Origin of the sequence: Pseudooceanicola sp. (assembly GCF_029213205.1) — a bacterium.
In the GTDB taxonomy this organism is placed as follows: Bacteria; Pseudomonadota; Alphaproteobacteria; order Rhodobacterales; family Rhodobacteraceae; genus Pseudooceanicola.
The window spans coordinates 39835-58690 of the sequence record NZ_JARGNH010000021.1 but is presented as its reverse complement, the minus strand read 5'-3'; the positions used below and the strand labels follow the sequence as shown (position 1 = coordinate 58690).

Below are 18856 nucleotides of genomic sequence, written 5' to 3'. Positions count from 1 at the left end.
GCCCGCAACCTGTTGATGCAGACCGATATGAGCGTGATCAATGTGGCGCTGGCCTGCGGCTTTGCCAGCCCGTCGCATTTCTCCAAATGCTACCGGGCGCAATATGACACCACACCTTACCGTGAACGCGGCAGCCACGCGGCGCGGCTATCGATCTAAGGGCGCTTCGGCGGGTTATTCCGGCACCATCCGGTACAGCGCGCCACGATCCTCGGACAGGAACCAGATTGCGCCATCCGGTCCTTCGCGAATGTCACGCACCCGCCGGGTTTCAGGGGATTCAATCCTTTCAACCTCGGCCAGCGGCGACCCGGCGAGGCGGGCGATATAGTCAAATTTCAGTGACCCGACAAAGGCATTGTCGCGCCAGGCCTGCCGGGTCTTGCCGGAGTGAAATGCCATCCCCGAAGGCGCAATCGACGGATCCCAGTACATCACCGGCTGTTCCAGCCCGGGCTTGGCTGTGCCCTCACCGATCTGGCTGCCCGAGTAATGGCGGCCATAGGCGATGATCGGCCAGCCATAATTGGCGCCCTTTGCGATCAAATTGACCTCATCGCCGCCGCGGGCGCCATGCTCGTTCGCCCAGATCCGCCCCTGCGCATCCATCGCCAGGCCCTGCGGATTGCGGTGGCCATAAGACCAGATCTCGGGCTGGGCGCCGGGATGATCCACAAAGGGGTTGTCTCCGGGGGCGGTGCCATCGCGGTTCAGCCTCAGGATGGATCCATTGTGCCGCGACAGGTCCTGTGCGGCGGGCCGGTCACCGCGTTCGCCGACGCTCATGTAGATCTTGCCATCCCGTCCCTCGACCAGACGCGAACCGAAATGCTTGCCGCCGGTGGATCCCGGCGTCATCTCAACAATCACCTGCGTCCCGGTCAGCCTTGTGCCGTCGGCAGACAGACGTCCGACCGACAGGGCAGTGCCGCTGCCACCCGCCTGCGGTTTGGCGTGGGTCAGGTAGATCTGGCGGCTTTCGGCAAAGTCGCGCGGCACCAGGATATCGAGCAACCCGCCCTGCCCCTGAACGGCAACCTCAGGCAGACCGGCAACGCGCCGGGCGCGGCCGTCCTGAATATGCCAAAGCCGCCCGCGCTTTTCGGTGACGAGGACGCCACCATCCGGCAGGAACCCGATCGCCCAGGGGCCGCGGAGGCCGTCGGCAACCTTTTCGATCCGCACCGGCCCGGTGGAGGTGTCCAGTGCCAGGGCGGTTTCGGGCAATGCCAGAACGATGATGAGTGCGGCGATCAGATTGCGCATGATGGTCCCCATGGTCTGGACCGAATATAGCCCGGTTGGCGTTCGGGTCATCCCCCTCGGTCGGCCGCGTTTCCGTTGGTTCCACCGCTCAGGTGCTTTTCTTTTCAATTCTGTGCGCATAGGCTCCGGTCCGGACCTAGTTCCAATCAGGGAGATTGAGACATGAAAAAACTTCTACTGGCCACGGCGGCCAGCGCGCTTGTCGCCACCTCGGCGCTGGCCGCAAGCCACAGCGACGAAATCAAGATCGGTGTGGTTCTGGGGTTTACCGGCCCGATCGAAAGTCTGACGCCGTCGATGGCGGCGGGCGCCGAACTGGCGATGAAAGAGGTCAGCGACAGCGGCAAGCTGCTGGGCGGCGCCAAGGTAACGCCAGTGCGGGCAGATTCGACCTGCGTCGACGCCGCCGCCGCAACTGCGGCTGCCGTGCGTCTGATCACCTCGGATGGGATCAAGGCGATCATGGGCGCCGATTGCTCGGGCGTGACCAGCGCGGTTCTGGCCAATGCGGCGGTTCCGAACGGCATGGTGATGATTTCGCCTTCGGCCACGTCGCCAGGCCTGTCGACCGCCGAGGACAACGGCCTGTTCTTCCGCACCTCGCCGTCGGACGCCCGTCAGGGTCAGATCATGGCGGATATCCTGCTGGAAGAAGGCATAAAATCGGTGGCGTTGACCTATTCCAACACCGATTACGGCAAGGGTCTGGCCGACAGCTTCCAGTCCGCCTATGAGGCGGCGGGTGGCAAGATCACCATCTCGGCGGCGCATGAGGACGGCAAGGCTGATTATTCCGCCGAAGTCGCGGCTCTGGCCTCGGCCGGTGGCGAGCGTCTGGTGGTTGCAGGCTATGTCGACCAAGGCGGGTCCGGTGTTGTCCGGGCGGCATTGGATGCCGGTGCCTTTGACACCTTCCATTTCCCCGACGGGATGATCGGTGCCAAGCTGGAAGAAAACTTTGGCACCGAAATCGATGGCTCCACCGGACAGCTCCCGGGCACCGACAGCGAAGGTGCGGCGATGTATACGGCGCTGGTTGATGGCAAGTTCGACAGCACCTCGCCATTCACCTCGGAGAGCTATGACGCGGCGGCGCTGATCATGCTGGCGATGCAGGCGGCGGGGTCCTCGGACCCGGCGGACTATAAAGGCAAGGTCCTGGATGTCGCCAATGCGCCGGGTGAAAAGATCTTTCCCGGTGAACTGGCCAAGGCGCTTGAGCTGCTCGCAGCTGGCACCGACATCGACTATGTCGGCGCGACCGCGGTGGAGCTGATCGGACCCGGTGAATCGGCGGGCAGCTATCGCCAGATCACCCTGACTGGTGGCAAGATCACCACGGTGAAATACCGCTGACGGCAAACAGGCGGCCCGGGATCGACCCGGGCTGCCTGAATCTGATGACAATCCGGGTGGCTTTTGCGGCAATGCCCGGAGCAGCGCGCCGCAGAGCGCGAAATCAAGCGGGGACATGAATGATCGTTGTTGAGGATGTGCACCGGCATTTCGGCGGCTTTCGTGCCGTGGACGGCGCCAGCCTGAGCATCCGCGAGGGCACGATCACCGGCTTGATCGGCCCGAATGGGGCCGGCAAAACCACCCTGTTCAACGTGATCGCCGGTGTGCTGAAGCCGACCTCGGGTCGGGTGACGATGGCAGGTGAGGACATCACCGGGCTGGCCCCGCATCTGCTGTTTCAGAAGGGCCTGCTGCGCACCTTCCAGATCGCCCATGAATTCGCCTCGATGAGCGTGCGCGAGAATTTGATGATGGTGCCCGGCGGACAATCCGGCGAACAGCTGTGGAATGCCTGGTTCCACCGTGGCCGGATCGCCACGGAAGAACGTGAGCTGACGGCGAAGGCCGACGAGGTTCTGGATTTTCTGACGATTTCGCATCTGGCAGATGAAAAGGCCGGCAACCTGTCCGGCGGTCAGAAAAAGTTGCTGGAGCTGGGCCGCACGATGATGGTCGACGCCCGCATCGTGTTTCTGGACGAGGTCGGCGCCGGGGTGAACCGCACCCTGCTGAACACCATTGGCGACGCCATCCTGCGGCTGAACCGCGAACGCGGTTACACCTTTGTGGTGATCGAACATGACATGGATTTCATCGACCGGCTTTGCGATCCGGTGATCTGCATGGCCGAGGGACGGGTTCTGGCCGAGGGCAGCCTGGATCAGATCAAGGCCGATGAGCGGGTGATCGAGGCCTATCTTGGCACCGGTCTGAAGAACAAGGCCACTGCCGGTGCCGGTTGATATGTCAGCGGCCTCCGGCGGGAATATTTTTGGCAAGATGAAGGTGGGGGTCGCGCCAGATGAGTGAGCCGTTTCTGATCGGTGAGCGGATGACCGGCGGCTATGGCTCCGGGCCGGACATCCTGCATGACTGCACCGTGGCGGTCGAGCGCGGCGAGATCGCGGTGATCGTCGGGCCGAATGGCGCCGGCAAATCCACCGCGATGAAGGCGCTGTTCGGGATGCTGGTGCTGCGCGGCGGCGCGGTGCGGCTGGATGGTGAGGATATCACCGGACTCAGCCCGCAGGCGCGGGTGGCCAAGGGCATGGGATTCGTGCCGCAGGTGGCGAATGTCTTTCCCTCGCTGTCCGTCGAGGAGAACCTCGAGATGGGGGCATTCCTGCGCCGCGACAATTTCCGCACCACGATGGAGCAGGTCTATGATCTGTTTCCGATCCTACGCGACAAGCGGCGGCAAGCGGCGGGGGAATTGTCGGGCGGCCAGCGCCAGCAGGTGGCGGTGGGCCGGGCGCTGATGACCGAGCCCAAAGTGCTGATGCTGGATGAGCCGACCGCCGGGGTCAGCCCGATCGTGATGGATGAACTGTTTGATCGGATCATCGAGGTGGCGCGCACCGGTCTGCCGGTGCTGATGGTCGAACAGAACGCGCGCCAGGCGCTGGAGATTGCCGACAAGGCCTATGTTCTGGTGCAGGGCGGCAATGCCCATACCGGCAGCGGCAAGGAATTGCTCGCCGATCCCGAGGTCCGGCGGAGTTTTCTGGGCGGATGAGGATGCGCGTTGCCCTGTTGCTGGCCGTTGCCGCCGCCCCTGCCCCGCTCCGGGCCGAGGGCGCGCGGCTGGAGATGACCTGCGACATTGTCAGCCGCTGTCAGGCACTGGGGCCCTGCGCGGCGGCAACCGGGGCGTTGCGGTTTGCCGTCGAGCCCGAGGCGCTGGATCGCCACGGCAGTGGTGATTATTCGATCTGGGTCGATGACAGCCCCGGCCGACCGGCCCGCGGGTTGGCCCGTACCGGGCCATTCAACTGGACCGACGCCGAGGGCGCGCACCAGTCGCTGGCGCTGACCGGCCCGCAATCGGCGCTGCGGATCCGCCAGGGCGATGGCGGGGCCGAGATGGATCTGATGCGCTGTGAGGTATTGTATTGATGGATGTGCTGAACGCCCTGGTGGCGCTGCTGAATTATGTGCTGGTGCCGGGCATCACCTATGGCAGCCAATTGGCGATTGGCGCCCTCGGGGTGACCCTGGTCTACGGGATTCTGAGATTTTCCAATTTCGCCCATGGCGACACCATGGCCTTTGGCACCATGGTGACCATTCTGGCGACCTGGGGGCTGCAATCCATGGGCGTGTCGCTGGGCCCGCTGCCGACCGCGCTGCTGGCGCTGCCGCTGGGCATCGCGGCAACGGCATTGCTGGTGCTGGCCACCGACCGCATGGTCTATCGCTTTTACCGTCGGGTCCGGGCCAAGCCGGTGATCCTGGTCATCGTCTCGATCGGGGTGATGTTCGTGATGAACGGCGTTGTCCGGCTGATCATCGGGCCGGAGGATCAGCGCTTTGCCGATGGCGCACGGTTTCTGATCACCGCCCGCGAGTTCAAGCAATGGACCGGGCTGAGCGAAGGGCTGGCATTGCGCAGCACCCAGGTGCTGACAATCGTCACCGCGATCATCGTGGTGATCGCATTGTTCTGGTTCCTGAACCGCACCCGCACCGGTAAATCGATGCGCGCCTATTCCGACAACGAGGATCTGGCGCTGCTGTCGGGGATCAACCCGGAACGGGTGGTGCTGGTTACCTGGTTGATTGTGGCGGCGCTGGCGACCGTGGCCGGGGTCCTCTATGGGCTCGACAAGTCATTCAGACCCTTCACCTATTTCCAATTGCTGCTGCCGATCTTTGCCAGTGCAATTGTCGGCGGGCTGGGCAATCCGCTGGGCGCGATTGCCGGTGGCTTTCTGATCGCCTTTTCCGAGGTGACGGTGACCTATGCCTGGAAGAAGGTGCTGGGCTATCTGCTGCCGGACTCGATGGCGCCGGACAATCTGGTGCAGCTGCTGTCCACCGATTACAAATTCGCGGTCAGTTTCGTGATCCTGCTGATCGTGTTGCTGTTCCGCCCGACGGGCCTGTTCAGGGGGAAATCAGTATGAGCGAGACCGCGCGCAAGGTGGCCCTGTTCGGGCTGGTCGTGGTGCTGATCGTCGGCACCGGCATGGTGCAGAGCTGGAATTCGGCGCTGTTGATCCTGAACATGGGGCTGATATCGGCGGTGATGGCGCTGGGGTTGAACCTGCAATGGGGCTTTGCCGGGCTGTTCAACATCGGGGTCATGGGCTTTGTCGCCCTCGGTGGGCTGGCCACGGTTCTGGTGGCGCATCCGCCGGTGACCGAGGCCTGGTCAGCCGGTGGGCTGCGCATCCTCGCCGGGCTGGCGACCGGCGCCGGGGTCATCGTCGCGGCGGCACTGGTGCTGAAACGGCTGCGCCGCCACCGAACCCTCGCGGTGATCGCGGTGCTGGTCGTGGGCTTCTTTCTGTTCCGCTGGGTGTTTGACGGCGGTGTCGAGGCGGTCGAAGCGGTGAACCCGGCCTCCACCGGGTTTCTCGGCGGGCTTGGCCTGCCGGTGCTGCTGGCCTGGCCGATTGGCGGGGTGCTGGCGGCCGGTGCAGCCTGGATCATCGGCAAGACCGCGCTGGGGCTGCGCTCGGATTACCTGGCGATTGCGACACTGGGGATTGCCGAAATCATCGTCGCGGTGATGAAGAATGAGGATTGGCTGACGCGCGGGGTCAAGAATGTCATCGGCCTGCCGCGCCCGGTGCCCAATGAGATCGATCTGCAGAACACCCCCGGTTTCGTCGAAAACGCCACGGCCATCGGCATTGATCCGGTCACCGCCTCGACGCTCTGGGTCAAGGGCATCTACGGCGTGCTGTTCGCAATGGTCCTGATCCTGCTGCTGTTCCTGGCGCAGCGGGCGCTGCATTCGCCCTGGGGGCGGATGATGCGCGCCATCCGCGACAATGAGGTCGCCGCCGAGGCGATGGGCAAGGACGTGATCGGACGGCATCTGCAGATCTTTATCCTGGGCTCGGCGGTCTGCGGCATTGCCGGGGCGATGATGACCACGCTGGACGGGCAATTGACCCCCGGCACCTATCAGCCGCTGCGCTTTACCTTCCTGATCTGGGTGATGGTGATCGTCGGCGGATCGGGCAACAATTTCGGCGCCGTTCTGGGCGGCATGTTGATCTGGTTCGCCTGGGTGCAGGTCGAACCCGCGGGGCTGTGGTTCCTGCAAACCCTGACCTCCGGCATGGCGGAGGGGCCGCTCAAGACCCATCTGCTGGACAGCGCCGCGCATATGCGGCTGCTGACCATGGGGGTGATCCTGCTGCTGGTGCTGCGGTTCTCACCGCGTGGGCTGATTCCGGAACGCTGAGCGTTATTCGGTGGTTTCGACCACCAGCAACTCACGCTCGGACGCACCTTTGGCATGGCTCAACGCCGCCTGATACTCGGGCGAGTTGTAACAGGCGACCGCCGCCTCGACATCCGGGAACTTGGCCACCACATTGCGTGGCCGGTCGGTGCCTTCAAGCTGCACATAGCGCCCGGCGCGGGCGATGAAATGCCCGCCATGCTTGGCAATCGCGGGCCCGGCCAGGGCGGCGTATTTGCCATAGGCCGCTTCGTCGGTGACGGTGACATGGGCAATCCAGAGTGCGGGCATCGGCCCCTCCTATCCTGCGGTTACATTGCGTCGATCATGCCGGGGCGATGACATTGCGGGCGGCGGCAATCGCCTGATCGGCATTGCCAGCGTCGCGCCCGCCACCCTGGGCCATGTCCGGGCGACCACCGCCCCCCTTGCCGCCGAGTTCCTGCACCGCCGCGCGCACCAGATCGACCGCCGACAGGCGCCCGGTCAGGTCCTTGGTCACCCCGGCAGCCACCGCGGCCTTGCCATCGCTGTCGGCAATCAGCAGCACGGCCCCGGATCCGATCCGCGTCTTGAGCTCATCAATCAGCGCCGGCAGGTCCTTGCCCGACACGCCCTGCATCACCTGGGCCAGAAACTGGACGCCGCCAACATCTTCGGCCGCCGCCGCCTCGCCCGGACCGGCACCACCCGCCATCGCCAGATCGCGACGCAGCTGCGCCAGCTCGTTGGTCAGCGCCTTGCGTTCGTCGACCAGGGCGCGGACCCGGTCCACCACCCCGTCACCGGCGACCTTCAACAGCGACTCGATGCTGCTCAGAGATTTGTCCCGCTCGCGCAGCCCATCCAGCGCCGCCTGCCCGGTCAGCGCCTCGATCCGCCGCACCCCGGCGGAAGAGGCGCTTTCGCCGGTCAGGGCAAAGGCACCGATATCGCCGGTGCGTTTCACATGGGTGCCGCCGCAGAGTTCAAGCGAATAGGTCTGGCCATCCTGGCCCTTGCCACTGGCCGCGCGGCCCATCGAGACCACCCGGACCTCATCGCCATATTTCTCGCCAAACAGCGCCTGGGCGCCAATCGCGCGGGCGTCGTCCGGGGTCATGATCCGGGTTTCCACCGGGGTGTTCTGGCGAATGAAGGCGTTGACCTCCTGTTCGATGCGGGCGATTTCATCGCCGCTCAGCGCCTTGCCATGGCTGAAGTCAAAACGCAGCCGGTCCGGCGCATTCAGAGACCCACGTTGCGCAACGTGATCGCCAAGCGCCTCGCGCAGCGCTTCATGCAACAGATGGGTGGCCGAATGGTTGGCACGAATCTGCGAGCGGCGGCCATGCTCTACGCTTAACTTCGCCGCCTGACCCTTTGAAATCGTGCCTTTTTCCACCTCGGCAAAGTGGATGAACACCCCCGCCACCTTTTTGGTGTCAGTGATCCGCGCCTGCCCGGTTTCAGTGCTGATCACGCCGGTGTCGCCAACCTGGCCACCGGATTCCGCATAGAACGGTGTCTGGTTCACCACGATCTGACAGCTGGCGCCGGCGCTCTGCTGGTCGGTGTTCGCACCCTCGGCCACCAGCGCCAGGATCTGCGCCTCGGCCTCTTCGGTGTCATAGCCGAGGAATTCGGTGCTGCCATGCGCCTCGGCCAGATCGAACCAGACCTTGCCATCGGCGGCCTCGCCGGTGCCGGCCCAGGCGGCCCGCGCCTTGGCCTTTTGCTCGGCCATCGCCGCATCAAATCCGGCGATATCGACGCTGCGGCCCTGTTCGCGCAGTGCGTCCTGGGTCAGATCCAGCGGGAACCCGAAGGTGTCATAGAGCTTGAACGCCGCCGTGCCGGGCAGTTCGGCGCCATCGGGCAGACGGTCGAGCTCTTCGTCCAGCAGCTTCAGCCCGCGGTCCAGGGTCTGGCGAAAGCGGATCTCTTCCTGTTGCAGGGTTTCCTGGATCAGCGCCTGGGCAGTGTGCAACTCGGGATAGGCTTCGCCCATCTGGCGCACCAGTTCCGGCACCAGCCGGTGCATCAGCGGATCCTGCGCGCCCAGCAGATGCGCATGGCGCATTGCCCGCCGCATGATCCGGCGCAGCACATAGCCACGCCCGTCATTGGCCGGCATCACCCCGTCGGCAATCAGGAACGAGGTCGAGCGCAGGTGATCGGCGATCACCCGATGGTGGGTCTTGCCCGGCCCGTCCGGGTCCGAGCTGGTCGCGTGGGCCGAGGCCTCGATCAGCGCGCGCATCAGGTCGGTGGCGTAATTGTCATTGGTGCCCTGCAGCAGCGCCGCGACCCGTTCGATGCCCATGCCGGTGTCGATCGACTGCATGTCGAGCGCCTTCATCGTACCGTCCTCGAACTGCTCGTTCTGCATGAAAACGACGTTCCAGATTTCGATGAACCGGTCGCCATCCTCATCCGGGCTGCCCGGAGGACCGCCCCAGAACTTTTCGCCGTGGTCATAGAAGATCTCGGTGCAGGGCCCACAGGGCCCGGTCGGCCCCATTTGCCAGAAATTGTCACTGGTCGGGATGCGAATGATCTTGTCGTCGCTCAGTCCGGCGACCTTTTTCCAGATATCCGCGGCCTCGTCATCGGTGTGATAGACTGTGACCAGCAACTTGTCCTTGGGGATGCCCAATTCCTTGGTGATCAGCTCCCAGGCAAAGGGGATCGCCTCGGCCTTGAAATAATCGCCAAAGCTGAAATTTCCAAGCATTTCAAAGAAGGTATGGTGACGCGCGGTATAACCGACATTGTCCAGGTCGTTGTGTTTGCCGCCGGCGCGCACGCATTTCTGCGCGCTGGTCGCGCGGCTGTAATCGCGATGTTCGACCCCGGTGAACAGGTTCTTGAACTGAACCATACCGGAGTTGGTGAACATCAGGGTCGGGTCATTGCGTGGCACCAGCGGGCTGGATTGCACGATCTGGTGGCCCTGTTTGGCGAAGTAATTCAAAAAGGTCGACCGGATGTCGTTCAGGCTTTGCATTTCAGGCACTTTCACTCGCGGCTGGCGTCTGCCCGATGTAGCGAGGCGGACCAGCCATGTCCACAGGTTCAAGCCTGGCTGCGGCAATGCGAAAGGGCGGCCAATGGCCGCCCCCTGTTCGATCGTCACCGCATCGGTGCACACATGGCTCTGTGCCGAGGCGCCGGGCGCCCGGGGCTCATTCGTCGAGGATCGGGTCGTCCTCAGCCTCATCGGCCTCGCCGTGGCCGTCGAATTCCAGCCCGTGCGAGGCGCGAATCTTGTCCTCGATCTCGGTGGCGATGGCGGTGTTTTCCTTCAGATAGGTCTTGGCGTTTTCACGGCCCTGGCCAATCCGTTCGTCGCCGTAAGAGAACCAGGACCCGGATTTTTCGACCACCCCGGCCTTGACCCCAAGGTCGAGCAATTCGCCGGTTTTCGAGATGCCTTCGCCATACATGATGTCGAATTCCACCTGTTTGAACGGCGGCGCCACCTTGTTCTTGACCACCTTAACCCGGGTGGCATTGCCGACCACCTCATCGCGGTCCTTGATTGCGCCAATGCGGCGAATGTCGAGCCGGACCGAGGAATAGAATTTCAGCGCATTGCCGCCGGTGGTGGTCTCCGGGCTGCCGAACATCACGCCGATCTTCATCCTGATCTGGTTGATGAAGATCACCATGCAGTTCGAACGCGAGATCGAGCCGGTCAATTTGCGCATGGCCTGGCTCATCAGCCTGGCATGGACGCCGACCGAACTGTCGCCCATATCGCCCTCAAGCTCGCTCTTCGGGGTCAGGGCGGCGACGGAATCGACCACCACCATGCTGACCGCGCCCGAGCGCACCAATGTGTCAACGATTTCAAGCGCCTGTTCGCCGGTGTCGGGCTGCGAAATCAACAATTCATCCAGATCGACGCCAAGCTTGCGGGCATAGAGCGGGTCGAGCGCGTGTTCGGCATCGACAAAGGCACAGACCCCGCCCTTTTTCTGCTCCTCGGCGACGCAATGCAGGGTCAGCGTCGTCTTGCCTGAGCTTTCCGGCCCGTAAATCTCGATGATCCGGCCCTTCGGCAAGCCGCCGATGCCCAGGGCGATATCGAGGCCAAGAGAACCGGTCGAGGTCGATTCAATATCCTTGATGACATTGTCGCCACCCAGTTTCATGATCGAGCCCTTGCCGAACTGACGCTCGATCTGGGCCAGCGCTGAATCCAGCGCCTTTTGTTTGTTCGCGTCGCGTTTGCTGTCCATGCTCAAAAGATCTGCCGTTGCCATATCTGACTTCCTTTTTTCACACCCGCTGCGCGCTGGCAATCGGGGGCGATTCCCGTTAATGTTCGCCTCTTGTTCTGATTGGAATAGGTCCAAAAGAAGAACATTTCAATCAATTTCTTCCATGTTCCACTGTTGTCCATCACGGTTAAGGAGTAGTTTACAACGGACAAATGCGGCTCTTGCGTCGGGAACAACGGAAAATGCTCGTCTTTTCAAAGGCTCGTCTGGTTATCCTCTCGGTGCCAAAGACTGGCACCACCGCAATCGAAGCGGCTTTGGGGCCACAGGCCGATATCTGGGTGCAGAATCCGCCGGAGCTGAAACATGCGCCGGTTTACCGTTACAATCGGTTCTTTCGCCCGATGCTTGAGAAATTCGTCGCGCCCGAGCTTGAGGTGATCGCGGTGATGCGTGAGCCGGTGTCCTGGCTCGGGTCCTGGTGGCGATTCCGCCAGCGGCCCTTCATGGAGGGCAAGCCGAATGCGACTCATGGGGTCAGTTTCGACGATTTTGTCGACGGCTATTGCCGGGGCGACCGGCCTGGCTATGCGGATGTCGGCAGCCAGGCGAAATTCCTTGAGGCGCAACCGAATGGCACCCGGGTGACGCGGCTGTTTCGCTATGAGGACCAGCCGGCGCTGATCGCGTTTCTGGAAAATGCGCTGGACACCAAGCTCGCCCTGGGGCGTGAAAACGTGTCGCCCGAGATGCCGATGGATCTGTCCGCCAAGGTGGCCGAGAAATACCGGCGCAAATGCGCGGCGGAATTTGATCTCTATGCCAGCATCGGCTGAGCACATCAGTGCAATTGCCGCTGCACGGTCTCGGTCAGCTCGGTCAGTGAAAACGGCTTGGGCAGGAACACCGAATTCGGGATCTGCTCCTGCACCGCGCTGAATTTTTCCTCGGCATAGCCTGATACGAACACCACCCGGACGCCGGGGCGCTGTTCCAGCGCCTTGATCACCCAGCTGGGGCCATCCATGCCCGGCATCACCACATCGGTGACAAAGATATCGACCTTGAGATCGCTGTCCTCAAGGATGCGCAGCGCCGCTTCGGCACAATCGGCCTCAAGCACGGTATAGCCGCGCAGGCGCAGGGCCTGGCTGGCAAAGGCGCGCACTGGCGTCTCGTCCTCGACCAGCAGGATCACCCCCTGGGCCAGCCGGGCGCCGCGGGAGTCCGCAGTGAGGATCGTGTCGATCTGCGGCGCAGGGGCGATCAACACCTCGGACTCGACCTCGCGCACCGGGAACAACAGGGTAAAGCAACTGCCCTTGCCCTGGGTGCTGTCGGCAAAGATATAGCCGCCGGTCTGTTTGACGATCCCATAGACCGTGGACAGGCCCAGCCCGGTGCCCTCGCCTATGCGCTTGGTGGTGAAAAACGGCTCGAACACCTTGTTCAGCTGATCCGGGGCAATGCCGTGGCCACTGTCGATCACCTTGACCGAAACATATTCGCCCGGCGTCACCTCGGCCCGGTCGCGTTTCAGCGGCTCGGTCAGGCGCAGGGTTTCAGTGACGATGGTGATTTCGCCCCCCTCCGACATCGCGTCGCGGGCATTCACCACCAGATTCATGATCACCTGCTCCAATTGACGTTTGTCTGCCTGGATCGGCTGCAACAGCGGGTCGTGGCGCAGGCTGAGCGTCACCCGCTCGCCGACCAGCCGATTCAGCAGATGGGTCAGATCCGACAGCGTGTCGCGCAGATCGACGGTTTCAGGGCGCAGGGTCTGCTTGCGCGAAAACGCCAGCAATTGTCCAACCAGCGAGGCGGCCCGATTGGCGTTCTGATGCACTTGGATCAGGTCGGAATAATCTGGATCGCCGGGGTCGCGGCGCAACAACATCAGGTCGCAATACCCTGAAATTGCGGTCAAAAGGTTGTTGAAGTCATGGGCGATGCCGCCCGCCAGCTGGCCAATCGCCTGCATCTTCTGGCTTTGTACGAATTGCGCCTCGAGCGTCTTCAGCTCGGTCGCGTCGCTCAGCACCGTGATCAACACATCGCGCCCGTCCAGCCGCATCTTCTTGAGCGTCACCTGGACATAGGTCTCGCGGTCCGGATTGCTGAGGCGCAGGAATTCTGAATGCACGCTCCGGCTCGGCGCCGCCGCCTCGCGCAGCCAATCGGTGATCGAACGGCCCAGCCCTTCGGTCAGATCGGCCAGTCGGGCGCCCTCCCGACAGTCGGAGCCGAGCAGGTCACGGGCCGGTGCATTGGCCGATTTGATGCAGCCATCGGCGGCAATCATCAACAACGGCACCGGCAGAATCTCCATCAGATCCATCACGTTTTTTTCGCCATGCGGCGGCCCGGCCTCCAGCAGCATCAAATCGCGCCGCCCGCCGACCTCGCCCAGGTCGATCACCCGAATGTACTGTTCGCCACCGGTGCCGAGCAGCTCGTGCTTTTCGCCAGAGCGCAGCGGCAACTTGCCAAACAGCGATTCAAGCGTTTTGGGCTGACCGCGGATCAGTCGCCGCGCCGCATCGTTCATATGCAGGATGGAATTCGATCGCCCGACGGTCAGCAGCGCCCCATCGCGCCGGTCCTGAAACAGTCGGTTCGGGGTAAATTCCTGAAATCTCCACAGCAATTGTTGATTGGGCAATCGGTGCACCGACAGGCGGCCCTGACCATAGCGGGTCACCACATCCTCATGCGCGGCGCCCTGATCTTCGGCGCGCAGGCGCATCCGGCGCAGCGTGACCGCAGGCTGTGCCAGAATCTCGGTCAGTGCCGTGTTGAGACCGCCTGGCGGTGGCGGCCCGAAGCGGCGGTTGGCGGCGTCATTCCAGTGCCGCACCGCGCCCTCTTTGTCGGTCACGATGCAGCTGGCGGCGTCGTCGGTGACAAAGGATTCGACGGCAGCGGTGGTCGCGGCCGCATTTTGGCGATGCACGAGCAGGACGATGGACAGAACCGAAAATGACACCAGAACCGACACCGCCCCGACGAACAGCGCCAGGGCGCCCATGGGGCTCGGCACGATCAGCGCGATGCAGAGCAATCCGACCGCCAGCGCCGGAAACACCAGCAAGCGGGTCGACAGGGCGACCGAGAGGCGGGTCAGCGGCCCGATGGTGCCGGTCAGATCAGCCAATGCGCGCCCCCTATCTGGTTACGGTTCGGCCCGATCATTTCGTCGCAAAGATATTAATCCGGGCTTAACATGGACCGGGCCAGGCAGATTTTTCGATTATCGGCAGGGTTATTTGCGGGTCAAGTGTGCGATGTAGAAGCCGTCGCCGCCCCGGGACAGGTCGAGTTGCCGGGAAAACACCGCCTGCCATTCGGGATGCCGGGCCTGAAACGCCGCGATCCTGTCCTCATTTTCGCAGCTGAGCAGCGAGCAGGTCGCATAGGCCAGCACGCCCTGCGGGGCCACCAGCGGTGCAGCGGCGTTCAGGATATCGTCCTGCAGCCGGGTGCGTTCGGCCAGGGTCTCAGCAGTCAGGGCCCACTTGCCCTCCGGATCGCGACGCCAGGAGCCGCTGCCGGAACAGGGCGCATCGCAGAACACCAGATCAAAGGGGCCGGACGCGGCCAGATCCGCGGGTGCCAGGGTAGTGATTTCTACCCCGGCCCGGGCCGCGCGGGCGGGCAGATCAGCCATCCGCCGCGGCAGCGCGTCATGGCAGTGAAACCGCGCCGCGGCCCGCCCGGCCATGGCCAGGGTCTTGCCGCCGCCGCCGGCGCAATAATCCAGAACCGATTGTCCGTCAGCCAGCGGCAGCGTTGCGACCACCGCCTGGCTGGAAAGATCCTGAATCTCAACCATTCCAGTGGTATAGGCCCGGCTGGTGGCGATTTTTCGGGGCCCGGTGGTGACCATCAGGGCGCCTTGCACATGGGCCTCGGGCAAAGCGGTGATGCTGTCCTCTGCCAGTGCCGCGACCGCCTCATCCAGATTGGCCTTGCGCGGGTTCACCCGCAGCCAGACCGGCGCGCGGTCGCGCAGCGCCAGCGCGACATCGGGCCAATTGGCGCCAAAGCCGCGCTCAAGCTCGGGACGCAACCAGTCGGGAAGGTCGCAGGCCTCGGCGTCGCTGTCCGGCTCGCGCCAGTGCTGGCGGTCTTCTGGTGTCAGCGGCGCGGGGGCGTGGCCAATGCCGGTAAAGACGGTTTCCGGGTCGCGCCCGGCCTCGCGCAGCAGCCCGATCATCAGGGCGCGGCCAGTGTCGCCGCCCCCGCGTGCGGCGGCGCTGCGACGGCGGCGCAGCGCGTCATAGACATGGTCGCGCACCGCTGCCCGGTCGCTGGACCCGGCATAGCGATTGCTGCGCGCCCAGTTGATCAGCACCTGCGCCGCAGGCCGCCCGAGGGCGATCTCATCGAGGAGTTCAGCAGAGGCGGCGATTCGGGCATCAGGTGTCATGCCTCTGGATAGCGCGCCGCAGCGACGAAGGGTATCGCAAGCGTGTCACTGTCGGGGGTGCGGGAGGATCCATCGGCCCCGGCGCGGGTTGTTCACCGGCGCGATGCCACCTTGATAAATTCAAATATTGGATTATGTTGGTGCCAATCAGTGCGACACCCGGAAAAAACCGCTTGCCTTGCTGCCTTGCTGTCTTGGTGTCACACGGGGACCGCTGCGGATCGCTTCGCGGATCGCGGCGCGCCGAGCAAAACGAAGAGATGTATATTCAGGACCGCCCTATGACAGTCGATGACCAGACCACCGTACCGGACGCCACCTCGGGCGCGGACCAAACCCGGCCACAGGTCTTTGCCGAAAACGCCGGTATTGATGACATGGGCCGCATGGTCGACAATGCCAGCCATGCCTCCGCTTTCCTCAAGGCGATCAGCCATGAGGGGCGGATGATGATCCTTTGCCATCTCGCCAATGGCGAGAAATCGGTGACCGAGCTTGAATACCTGCTGTCGGCCCGGCAGGCGGCGGTGTCGCAGCAATTGTCGCGGTTGCGGTTGGAAGGGCTGGTCACCACACGTCGCGACGGCAAGGCGATCTATTACAGCCTGGCCGACGACCGTCCGCGCCGGATCATGGAAGTGGTCTATGATCTCTTCTGTCAGAAAGACGAAACCGCAACAGCCGGAGCCACCCTGCCCGGATGATCAGCTGCGATCCTGTGCATCCCGCGCCAGCGCCGCCAGGCGCACGAAGCCGTGGATCATCTTGGAATAGGGCATCAGCAGGAAAAAGCTGAACACCGCGCCCAGATGCAGCGCCAGCAGCAATGGCATTGCACCCGTGTTCCGCGCGGCGTAGAGCGCCAGCCCGCTGGCCCCGGTGAGAAACAGCAGCGCCACAAAGCCCATCTCGCCGCTGGCGACCGATTTCGCGCTCAGCTCCGGATCGGCGCGGCGCTTCAGCCGCGCCAGCCAGATCGTGCCGACCACCAGCATGATACCCCCCGGCACCCCAAGGATCTTGGGTGGGGTCAGCAGGGCATAGGGCGCGTGCCAGCCCATCATGTAATGCATCAATGTCGCAACGGAAGTTGCTGCAAAACAAAGAAGAAAGCCCCACATCACCAATTGATGCGCGGACCGGCGCGCACCGGAAAACCGGTCCTCGACCTCAAAATTACAGCCCTGCCCCTGCCCGCCGTCCAGATTGCGCATCCGCGCCGCATCATGCAGCGCCGACAGCAGGTGCCGGGCCCGGATCGGTCCGCCGCCAACCAGCGCCCAATAGCGCCTGAGGGCGACGATGATCGCCACCAGTGGCAGCAAAAACGCCGGCAGAAAGATCGCCATCAGCGCGTTATGGGACAGCTGGGCATAAAAGCCCTCACCGCCGCCATTCGGCAACGCCCGCGCCAGCCAGAACAGCAGCGCAAAACCGACGACAAAGGCCAATGCCACAGCCAGCCCACTGCGTTGGAACAGCCGGGCAAAGCCGATCGGCCAGGCCAGCGCCTGCCAGCTCTCTGCCCGCACCTCGGCCAGGGCCTGCGGCAGGTTCAGATCGAACTCATGCGGCGCGGTGTATTGGCAAGCGTAATAGCAGCCGCGGCAATTGTGACAGAGGGTGGCCAGCTGGGTGATATCTCCGCTGGCGAATTGCTTTTGCCGGGTCATCGCCGGGAACACCGCGCAATAGCCTTCGCAATAGCGGCAGGCGTTGCAGATTTCGAGCTGGCGGCGCGCCTCGTCGATCGGGGCGTTCTGGAATTCGTCAAGCGACATGGGCGGCGGCCTCTCGTCCTGCGATGCGTCCGAATACGGTACCGATGGTCATCCCGAACCCGGCCAGATAGCCCTGCCCGAGGATCGAGCCGGCCATGATTTCGCCGGCGGCCCAGACATTGTCATAAAGCCCGCCCGACCCGGTCACCCGCGCGGTGTCGTCGACCTTGAGCCCGAGATAGGTGAAGGTCACCCCGGGGCGCAGTGAATAGCCGTAATAGGGGGGCGTATCCAGCGGCCTGGCCCAGTTGGTCTTGGCCGGCTCCAGCCCGTCGGTGGCCAGCCCGTCCAGCTCGGTCGGGTGGAAATCCCCGGGCCGACAGGCGGCGTTGAAGGCGGCGACGGTCGCCTCGACCTCGGCCCTTGGCAGGCCCATCTTGTCGGCCAGATCGCCGATGCTGCCGGCCTCGATCGGCGGAAACACCGAAGGCATGAACAGATCGCGGCTTTTCGCGTCGATCAGGGAATAGCCCACCTGATCGGGCTGCGCCGCCACCAGCCGACCCCAAATCGCATAGCGTTTCGGCCAGACATCCTCGCCCTCGTCATAGAACCGTTCGCCGTTCTTGTTCACCACCACCGAAAACGGCACGCAATCCAGCCGGGTGACAATGCCGCCGTCGAATTTCGGTGCCCGCCCGTCGATGGCCACCGCATGGCATTGGGTCGGATCGCCAACGCTTTCGGCGCCCTGATCGAGCATGTCTTTCAGCACCACGCCGCGATTATAGGGGGTGCCGCGGATCAGGAAATTGCGCGCCGCCTCGCCCCAGGCCCGGGCCAGCCAATCGATGTCGGATTGAAACCCGCCGGAGGCCAGCACCGCGGCCCTGCCCCGGATTCGCAGCGTTTCACCGCCGATCTCGACCTCGACCGATTCGAATCTGTTGCCGGAAATCTCGACATGGCGCACCTGCGCCTCATAGGCGACGGTGACACCCAGATCGGTGGCGCAATTGTAATAGGCATTCACCAGCGCCTTGCCGCCACCGAGGAAGAAGGCATTGGTGCGCGACAGCGACAAGGTGCCGGACAGCGAGGGCTGAAACCGGACGCCATGCGCTTCCATCCAGGGCAGGCAATCCTCAGAGGTGGCAATCGCCAGCCGCGCCAGCCCCTCGTCGGTGCGCCCCTTGGTCACCAGCAGCAGGTCATCGTAATATTCGTCAATGCCATAGCTATCGGTCAGCACCGACAACGGCCCGCTGTGCATGCAGCGAAAATTGCGGGTGTGGCGGGAATTGCCGCCGCGATAGGGTTTTGGTGCGCCCTCCAGCATCAATACCGAGACGCCGGTCTCAGCCGCCTCGATCGCCGCGCAGAGGGCCGCATTGCCGCCGCCCACAACGATCACATCCCATTCGGTCGCGTCCAGAGTCACAGGCCATCCTCCCGCGCCCCTTTTGCCCTGCAACTTACCCCTGGGCAAGTGGCCTTACCCAGGGTTCTGTAG

At 63.7% G+C, this 18856-nt stretch carries 17 protein-coding genes; 9 read left to right on the top strand and 8 right to left on the bottom strand.

Annotated features, from left to right (window positions below):
- The coding region (locus P1U48_RS14385) for a helix-turn-helix domain-containing protein (RefSeq protein WP_301069846.1) at nucleotides 1–159 on the top strand (159 nt) is incomplete at its 5' end.
- A gap of 15 nt (nucleotides 160–174) precedes the next feature.
- Here P1U48_RS14385 and P1U48_RS14380 read toward each other — a convergent pair.
- On the bottom strand, nucleotides 175–1266 hold the full coding sequence (locus P1U48_RS14380; RefSeq protein ID WP_301069840.1) for a PQQ-dependent sugar dehydrogenase: 1092 nt from the start codon (nucleotides 1264–1266) through the stop codon (nucleotides 175–177).
- A gap of 162 nt (nucleotides 1267–1428) precedes the next feature.
- On the opposite strand from P1U48_RS14380, the gene P1U48_RS14375 reads away from it, so the two are divergent.
- The 6 genes from P1U48_RS14375 to P1U48_RS14350 all read left to right on the top strand — a co-directional run bounded on the left by P1U48_RS14375 (nucleotide 1429) and on the right by P1U48_RS14350 (nucleotide 6982).
- Entirely contained in the window at nucleotides 1429–2622 is a 1194-nt protein-coding gene (locus P1U48_RS14375) for an ABC transporter substrate-binding protein (RefSeq protein ID WP_301069838.1), read from the top strand.
- A gap of 119 nt (nucleotides 2623–2741) precedes the next feature.
- Entirely contained in the window at nucleotides 2742–3527 is a 786-nt protein-coding gene (locus P1U48_RS14370; RefSeq protein ID WP_301069837.1) for an ABC transporter ATP-binding protein, read from the top strand.
- A gap of 59 nt (nucleotides 3528–3586) precedes the next feature.
- Nucleotides 3587–4300: an ABC transporter ATP-binding protein gene (locus P1U48_RS14365; RefSeq protein WP_301069835.1), complete on the top strand. Its 714-nt coding sequence runs from the start codon at nucleotides 3587–3589 to the stop codon at nucleotides 4298–4300.
- Nucleotides 4297–4680 (top strand): hypothetical protein, encoded by a 384-nt coding sequence (locus P1U48_RS14360; RefSeq protein ID WP_301069834.1) that lies wholly within the window; start codon nucleotides 4297–4299, stop codon nucleotides 4678–4680. Before P1U48_RS14365 ends, P1U48_RS14360 begins: the two co-directional genes overlap by 4 nt.
- Complete coding sequence (locus P1U48_RS14355; RefSeq protein ID WP_301069833.1) at nucleotides 4680–5690, top strand: branched-chain amino acid ABC transporter permease; 1011 nt, start codon at nucleotides 4680–4682, stop codon at nucleotides 5688–5690. Before P1U48_RS14360 ends, P1U48_RS14355 begins: the two co-directional genes overlap by 1 nt.
- The gene (locus P1U48_RS14350; RefSeq protein WP_301069832.1) at nucleotides 5687–6982 is read left to right on the top strand and encodes a branched-chain amino acid ABC transporter permease; all 1296 of its coding nucleotides are present in this window, start codon (nucleotides 5687–5689) and stop codon (nucleotides 6980–6982) included. Before P1U48_RS14355 ends, P1U48_RS14350 begins: the two co-directional genes overlap by 4 nt.
- 3 nt (nucleotides 6983–6985) lie before the next feature.
- Here the strand turns inward: P1U48_RS14350 and P1U48_RS14345 are convergent, their stop codons facing one another.
- The 3 genes from P1U48_RS14345 to recA form a co-directional block, all read right to left on the bottom strand.
- On the bottom strand, nucleotides 6986–7273 hold the full coding sequence (locus P1U48_RS14345) for a DUF1330 domain-containing protein (protein WP_301069831.1): 288 nt from the start codon (nucleotides 7271–7273) through the stop codon (nucleotides 6986–6988).
- A gap of 34 nt (nucleotides 7274–7307) precedes the next feature.
- The gene (gene alaS / locus P1U48_RS14340; protein WP_301069830.1) at nucleotides 7308–9971 is read right to left on the bottom strand and encodes an alanine--tRNA ligase; all 2664 of its coding nucleotides are present in this window, start codon (nucleotides 9969–9971) and stop codon (nucleotides 7308–7310) included.
- Between the two features lie 178 nt (nucleotides 9972–10149).
- Nucleotides 10150–11232, bottom strand: a complete 1083-nt coding sequence (gene recA, locus P1U48_RS14335) for a recombinase RecA (protein ID WP_301069829.1) — start codon at nucleotides 11230–11232, stop codon at nucleotides 10150–10152.
- Between the two features lie 200 nt (nucleotides 11233–11432).
- Here recA and P1U48_RS14330 point away from each other — a divergent pair, with 200 nt between their 5' ends.
- On the top strand, nucleotides 11433–12026 hold the full coding sequence (locus tag P1U48_RS14330) for a gamma-glutamyl kinase (RefSeq protein ID WP_301069828.1): 594 nt from the start codon (nucleotides 11433–11435) through the stop codon (nucleotides 12024–12026).
- Nucleotides 12027–12031: 5 nt separating this feature from the next.
- On the opposite strand, the gene P1U48_RS14325 is transcribed toward P1U48_RS14330, so the two are convergent.
- Complete coding sequence (locus tag P1U48_RS14325) at nucleotides 12032–14347, bottom strand: ATP-binding protein (protein WP_366142901.1); 2316 nt, start codon at nucleotides 14345–14347, stop codon at nucleotides 12032–12034.
- Nucleotides 14348–14455: 108 nt separating this feature from the next.
- Complete coding sequence (locus P1U48_RS14320; RefSeq protein WP_301069827.1) at nucleotides 14456–15622, bottom strand: RsmB/NOP family class I SAM-dependent RNA methyltransferase; 1167 nt, start codon at nucleotides 15620–15622, stop codon at nucleotides 14456–14458.
- 377 nt (nucleotides 15623–15999) lie between these two features.
- Here P1U48_RS14320 and P1U48_RS14315 point away from each other — a divergent pair, with 377 nt between their 5' ends.
- Nucleotides 16000–16326 carry a metalloregulator ArsR/SmtB family transcription factor gene (locus tag P1U48_RS14315; RefSeq protein WP_301069843.1) on the top strand — a complete coding sequence of 109 codons (327 nt, stop codon included), beginning with the start codon at nucleotides 16000–16002 and terminating at the stop codon, nucleotides 16324–16326.
- On the opposite strand, the gene tcuB is transcribed toward P1U48_RS14315, so the two are convergent.
- Nucleotides 16327–17403, bottom strand: a complete 1077-nt coding sequence (gene tcuB / locus P1U48_RS14310) for a tricarballylate utilization 4Fe-4S protein TcuB (protein WP_301069826.1) — start codon at nucleotides 17401–17403, stop codon at nucleotides 16327–16329.
- Complete coding sequence (gene tcuA / locus P1U48_RS14305) at nucleotides 17393–18784, bottom strand: FAD-dependent tricarballylate dehydrogenase TcuA (RefSeq protein WP_301069824.1); 1392 nt, start codon at nucleotides 18782–18784, stop codon at nucleotides 17393–17395. The genes tcuB and tcuA overlap by 11 nt, the downstream gene beginning before the upstream one ends.
- Nucleotides 18785–18856 lie beyond the last annotated feature (72 nt).

Bases quoted from the DNA above. Each gene is read 5' to 3' on its own strand.
- P1U48_RS14380 (WP_301069840.1), bottom strand. From the start codon at position 1,266: ATGCGCAATCTGATCGCCGCACTCATCATCGTTCTGGCATTGCCCGAA.
- P1U48_RS14375 (WP_301069838.1), top strand. From the start codon at position 1,429: ATGAAAAAACTTCTACTGGCCACGGCGGCCAGCGCGCTTGTCGCCACC.
- P1U48_RS14370 (WP_301069837.1), top strand. From the start codon at position 2,742: ATGATCGTTGTTGAGGATGTGCACCGGCATTTCGGCGGCTTTCGTGCC.
- P1U48_RS14365 (WP_301069835.1), top strand. From the start codon at position 3,587: ATGAGTGAGCCGTTTCTGATCGGTGAGCGGATGACCGGCGGCTATGGC.
- P1U48_RS14360 (WP_301069834.1), top strand. From the start codon at position 4,297: ATGAGGATGCGCGTTGCCCTGTTGCTGGCCGTTGCCGCCGCCCCTGCC.
- P1U48_RS14355 (WP_301069833.1), top strand. From the start codon at position 4,680: ATGGATGTGCTGAACGCCCTGGTGGCGCTGCTGAATTATGTGCTGGTG.
- P1U48_RS14350 (WP_301069832.1), top strand. From the start codon at position 5,687: ATGAGCGAGACCGCGCGCAAGGTGGCCCTGTTCGGGCTGGTCGTGGTG.
- P1U48_RS14345 (WP_301069831.1), bottom strand. From the start codon at position 7,273: ATGCCCGCACTCTGGATTGCCCATGTCACCGTCACCGACGAAGCGGCC.
- alaS (WP_301069830.1), bottom strand. From the start codon at position 9,971: ATGCAAAGCCTGAACGACATCCGGTCGACCTTTTTGAATTACTTCGCC.
- recA (WP_301069829.1), bottom strand. From the start codon at position 11,232: ATGGCAACGGCAGATCTTTTGAGCATGGACAGCAAACGCGACGCGAAC.
- P1U48_RS14330 (WP_301069828.1), top strand. From the start codon at position 11,433: ATGCTCGTCTTTTCAAAGGCTCGTCTGGTTATCCTCTCGGTGCCAAAG.
- P1U48_RS14320 (WP_301069827.1), bottom strand. From the start codon at position 15,622: ATGACACCTGATGCCCGAATCGCCGCCTCTGCTGAACTCCTCGATGAG.
- P1U48_RS14315 (WP_301069843.1), top strand. From the start codon at position 16,000: ATGGGCCGCATGGTCGACAATGCCAGCCATGCCTCCGCTTTCCTCAAG.
- tcuB (WP_301069826.1), bottom strand. From the start codon at position 17,403: ATGTCGCTTGACGAATTCCAGAACGCCCCGATCGACGAGGCGCGCCGC.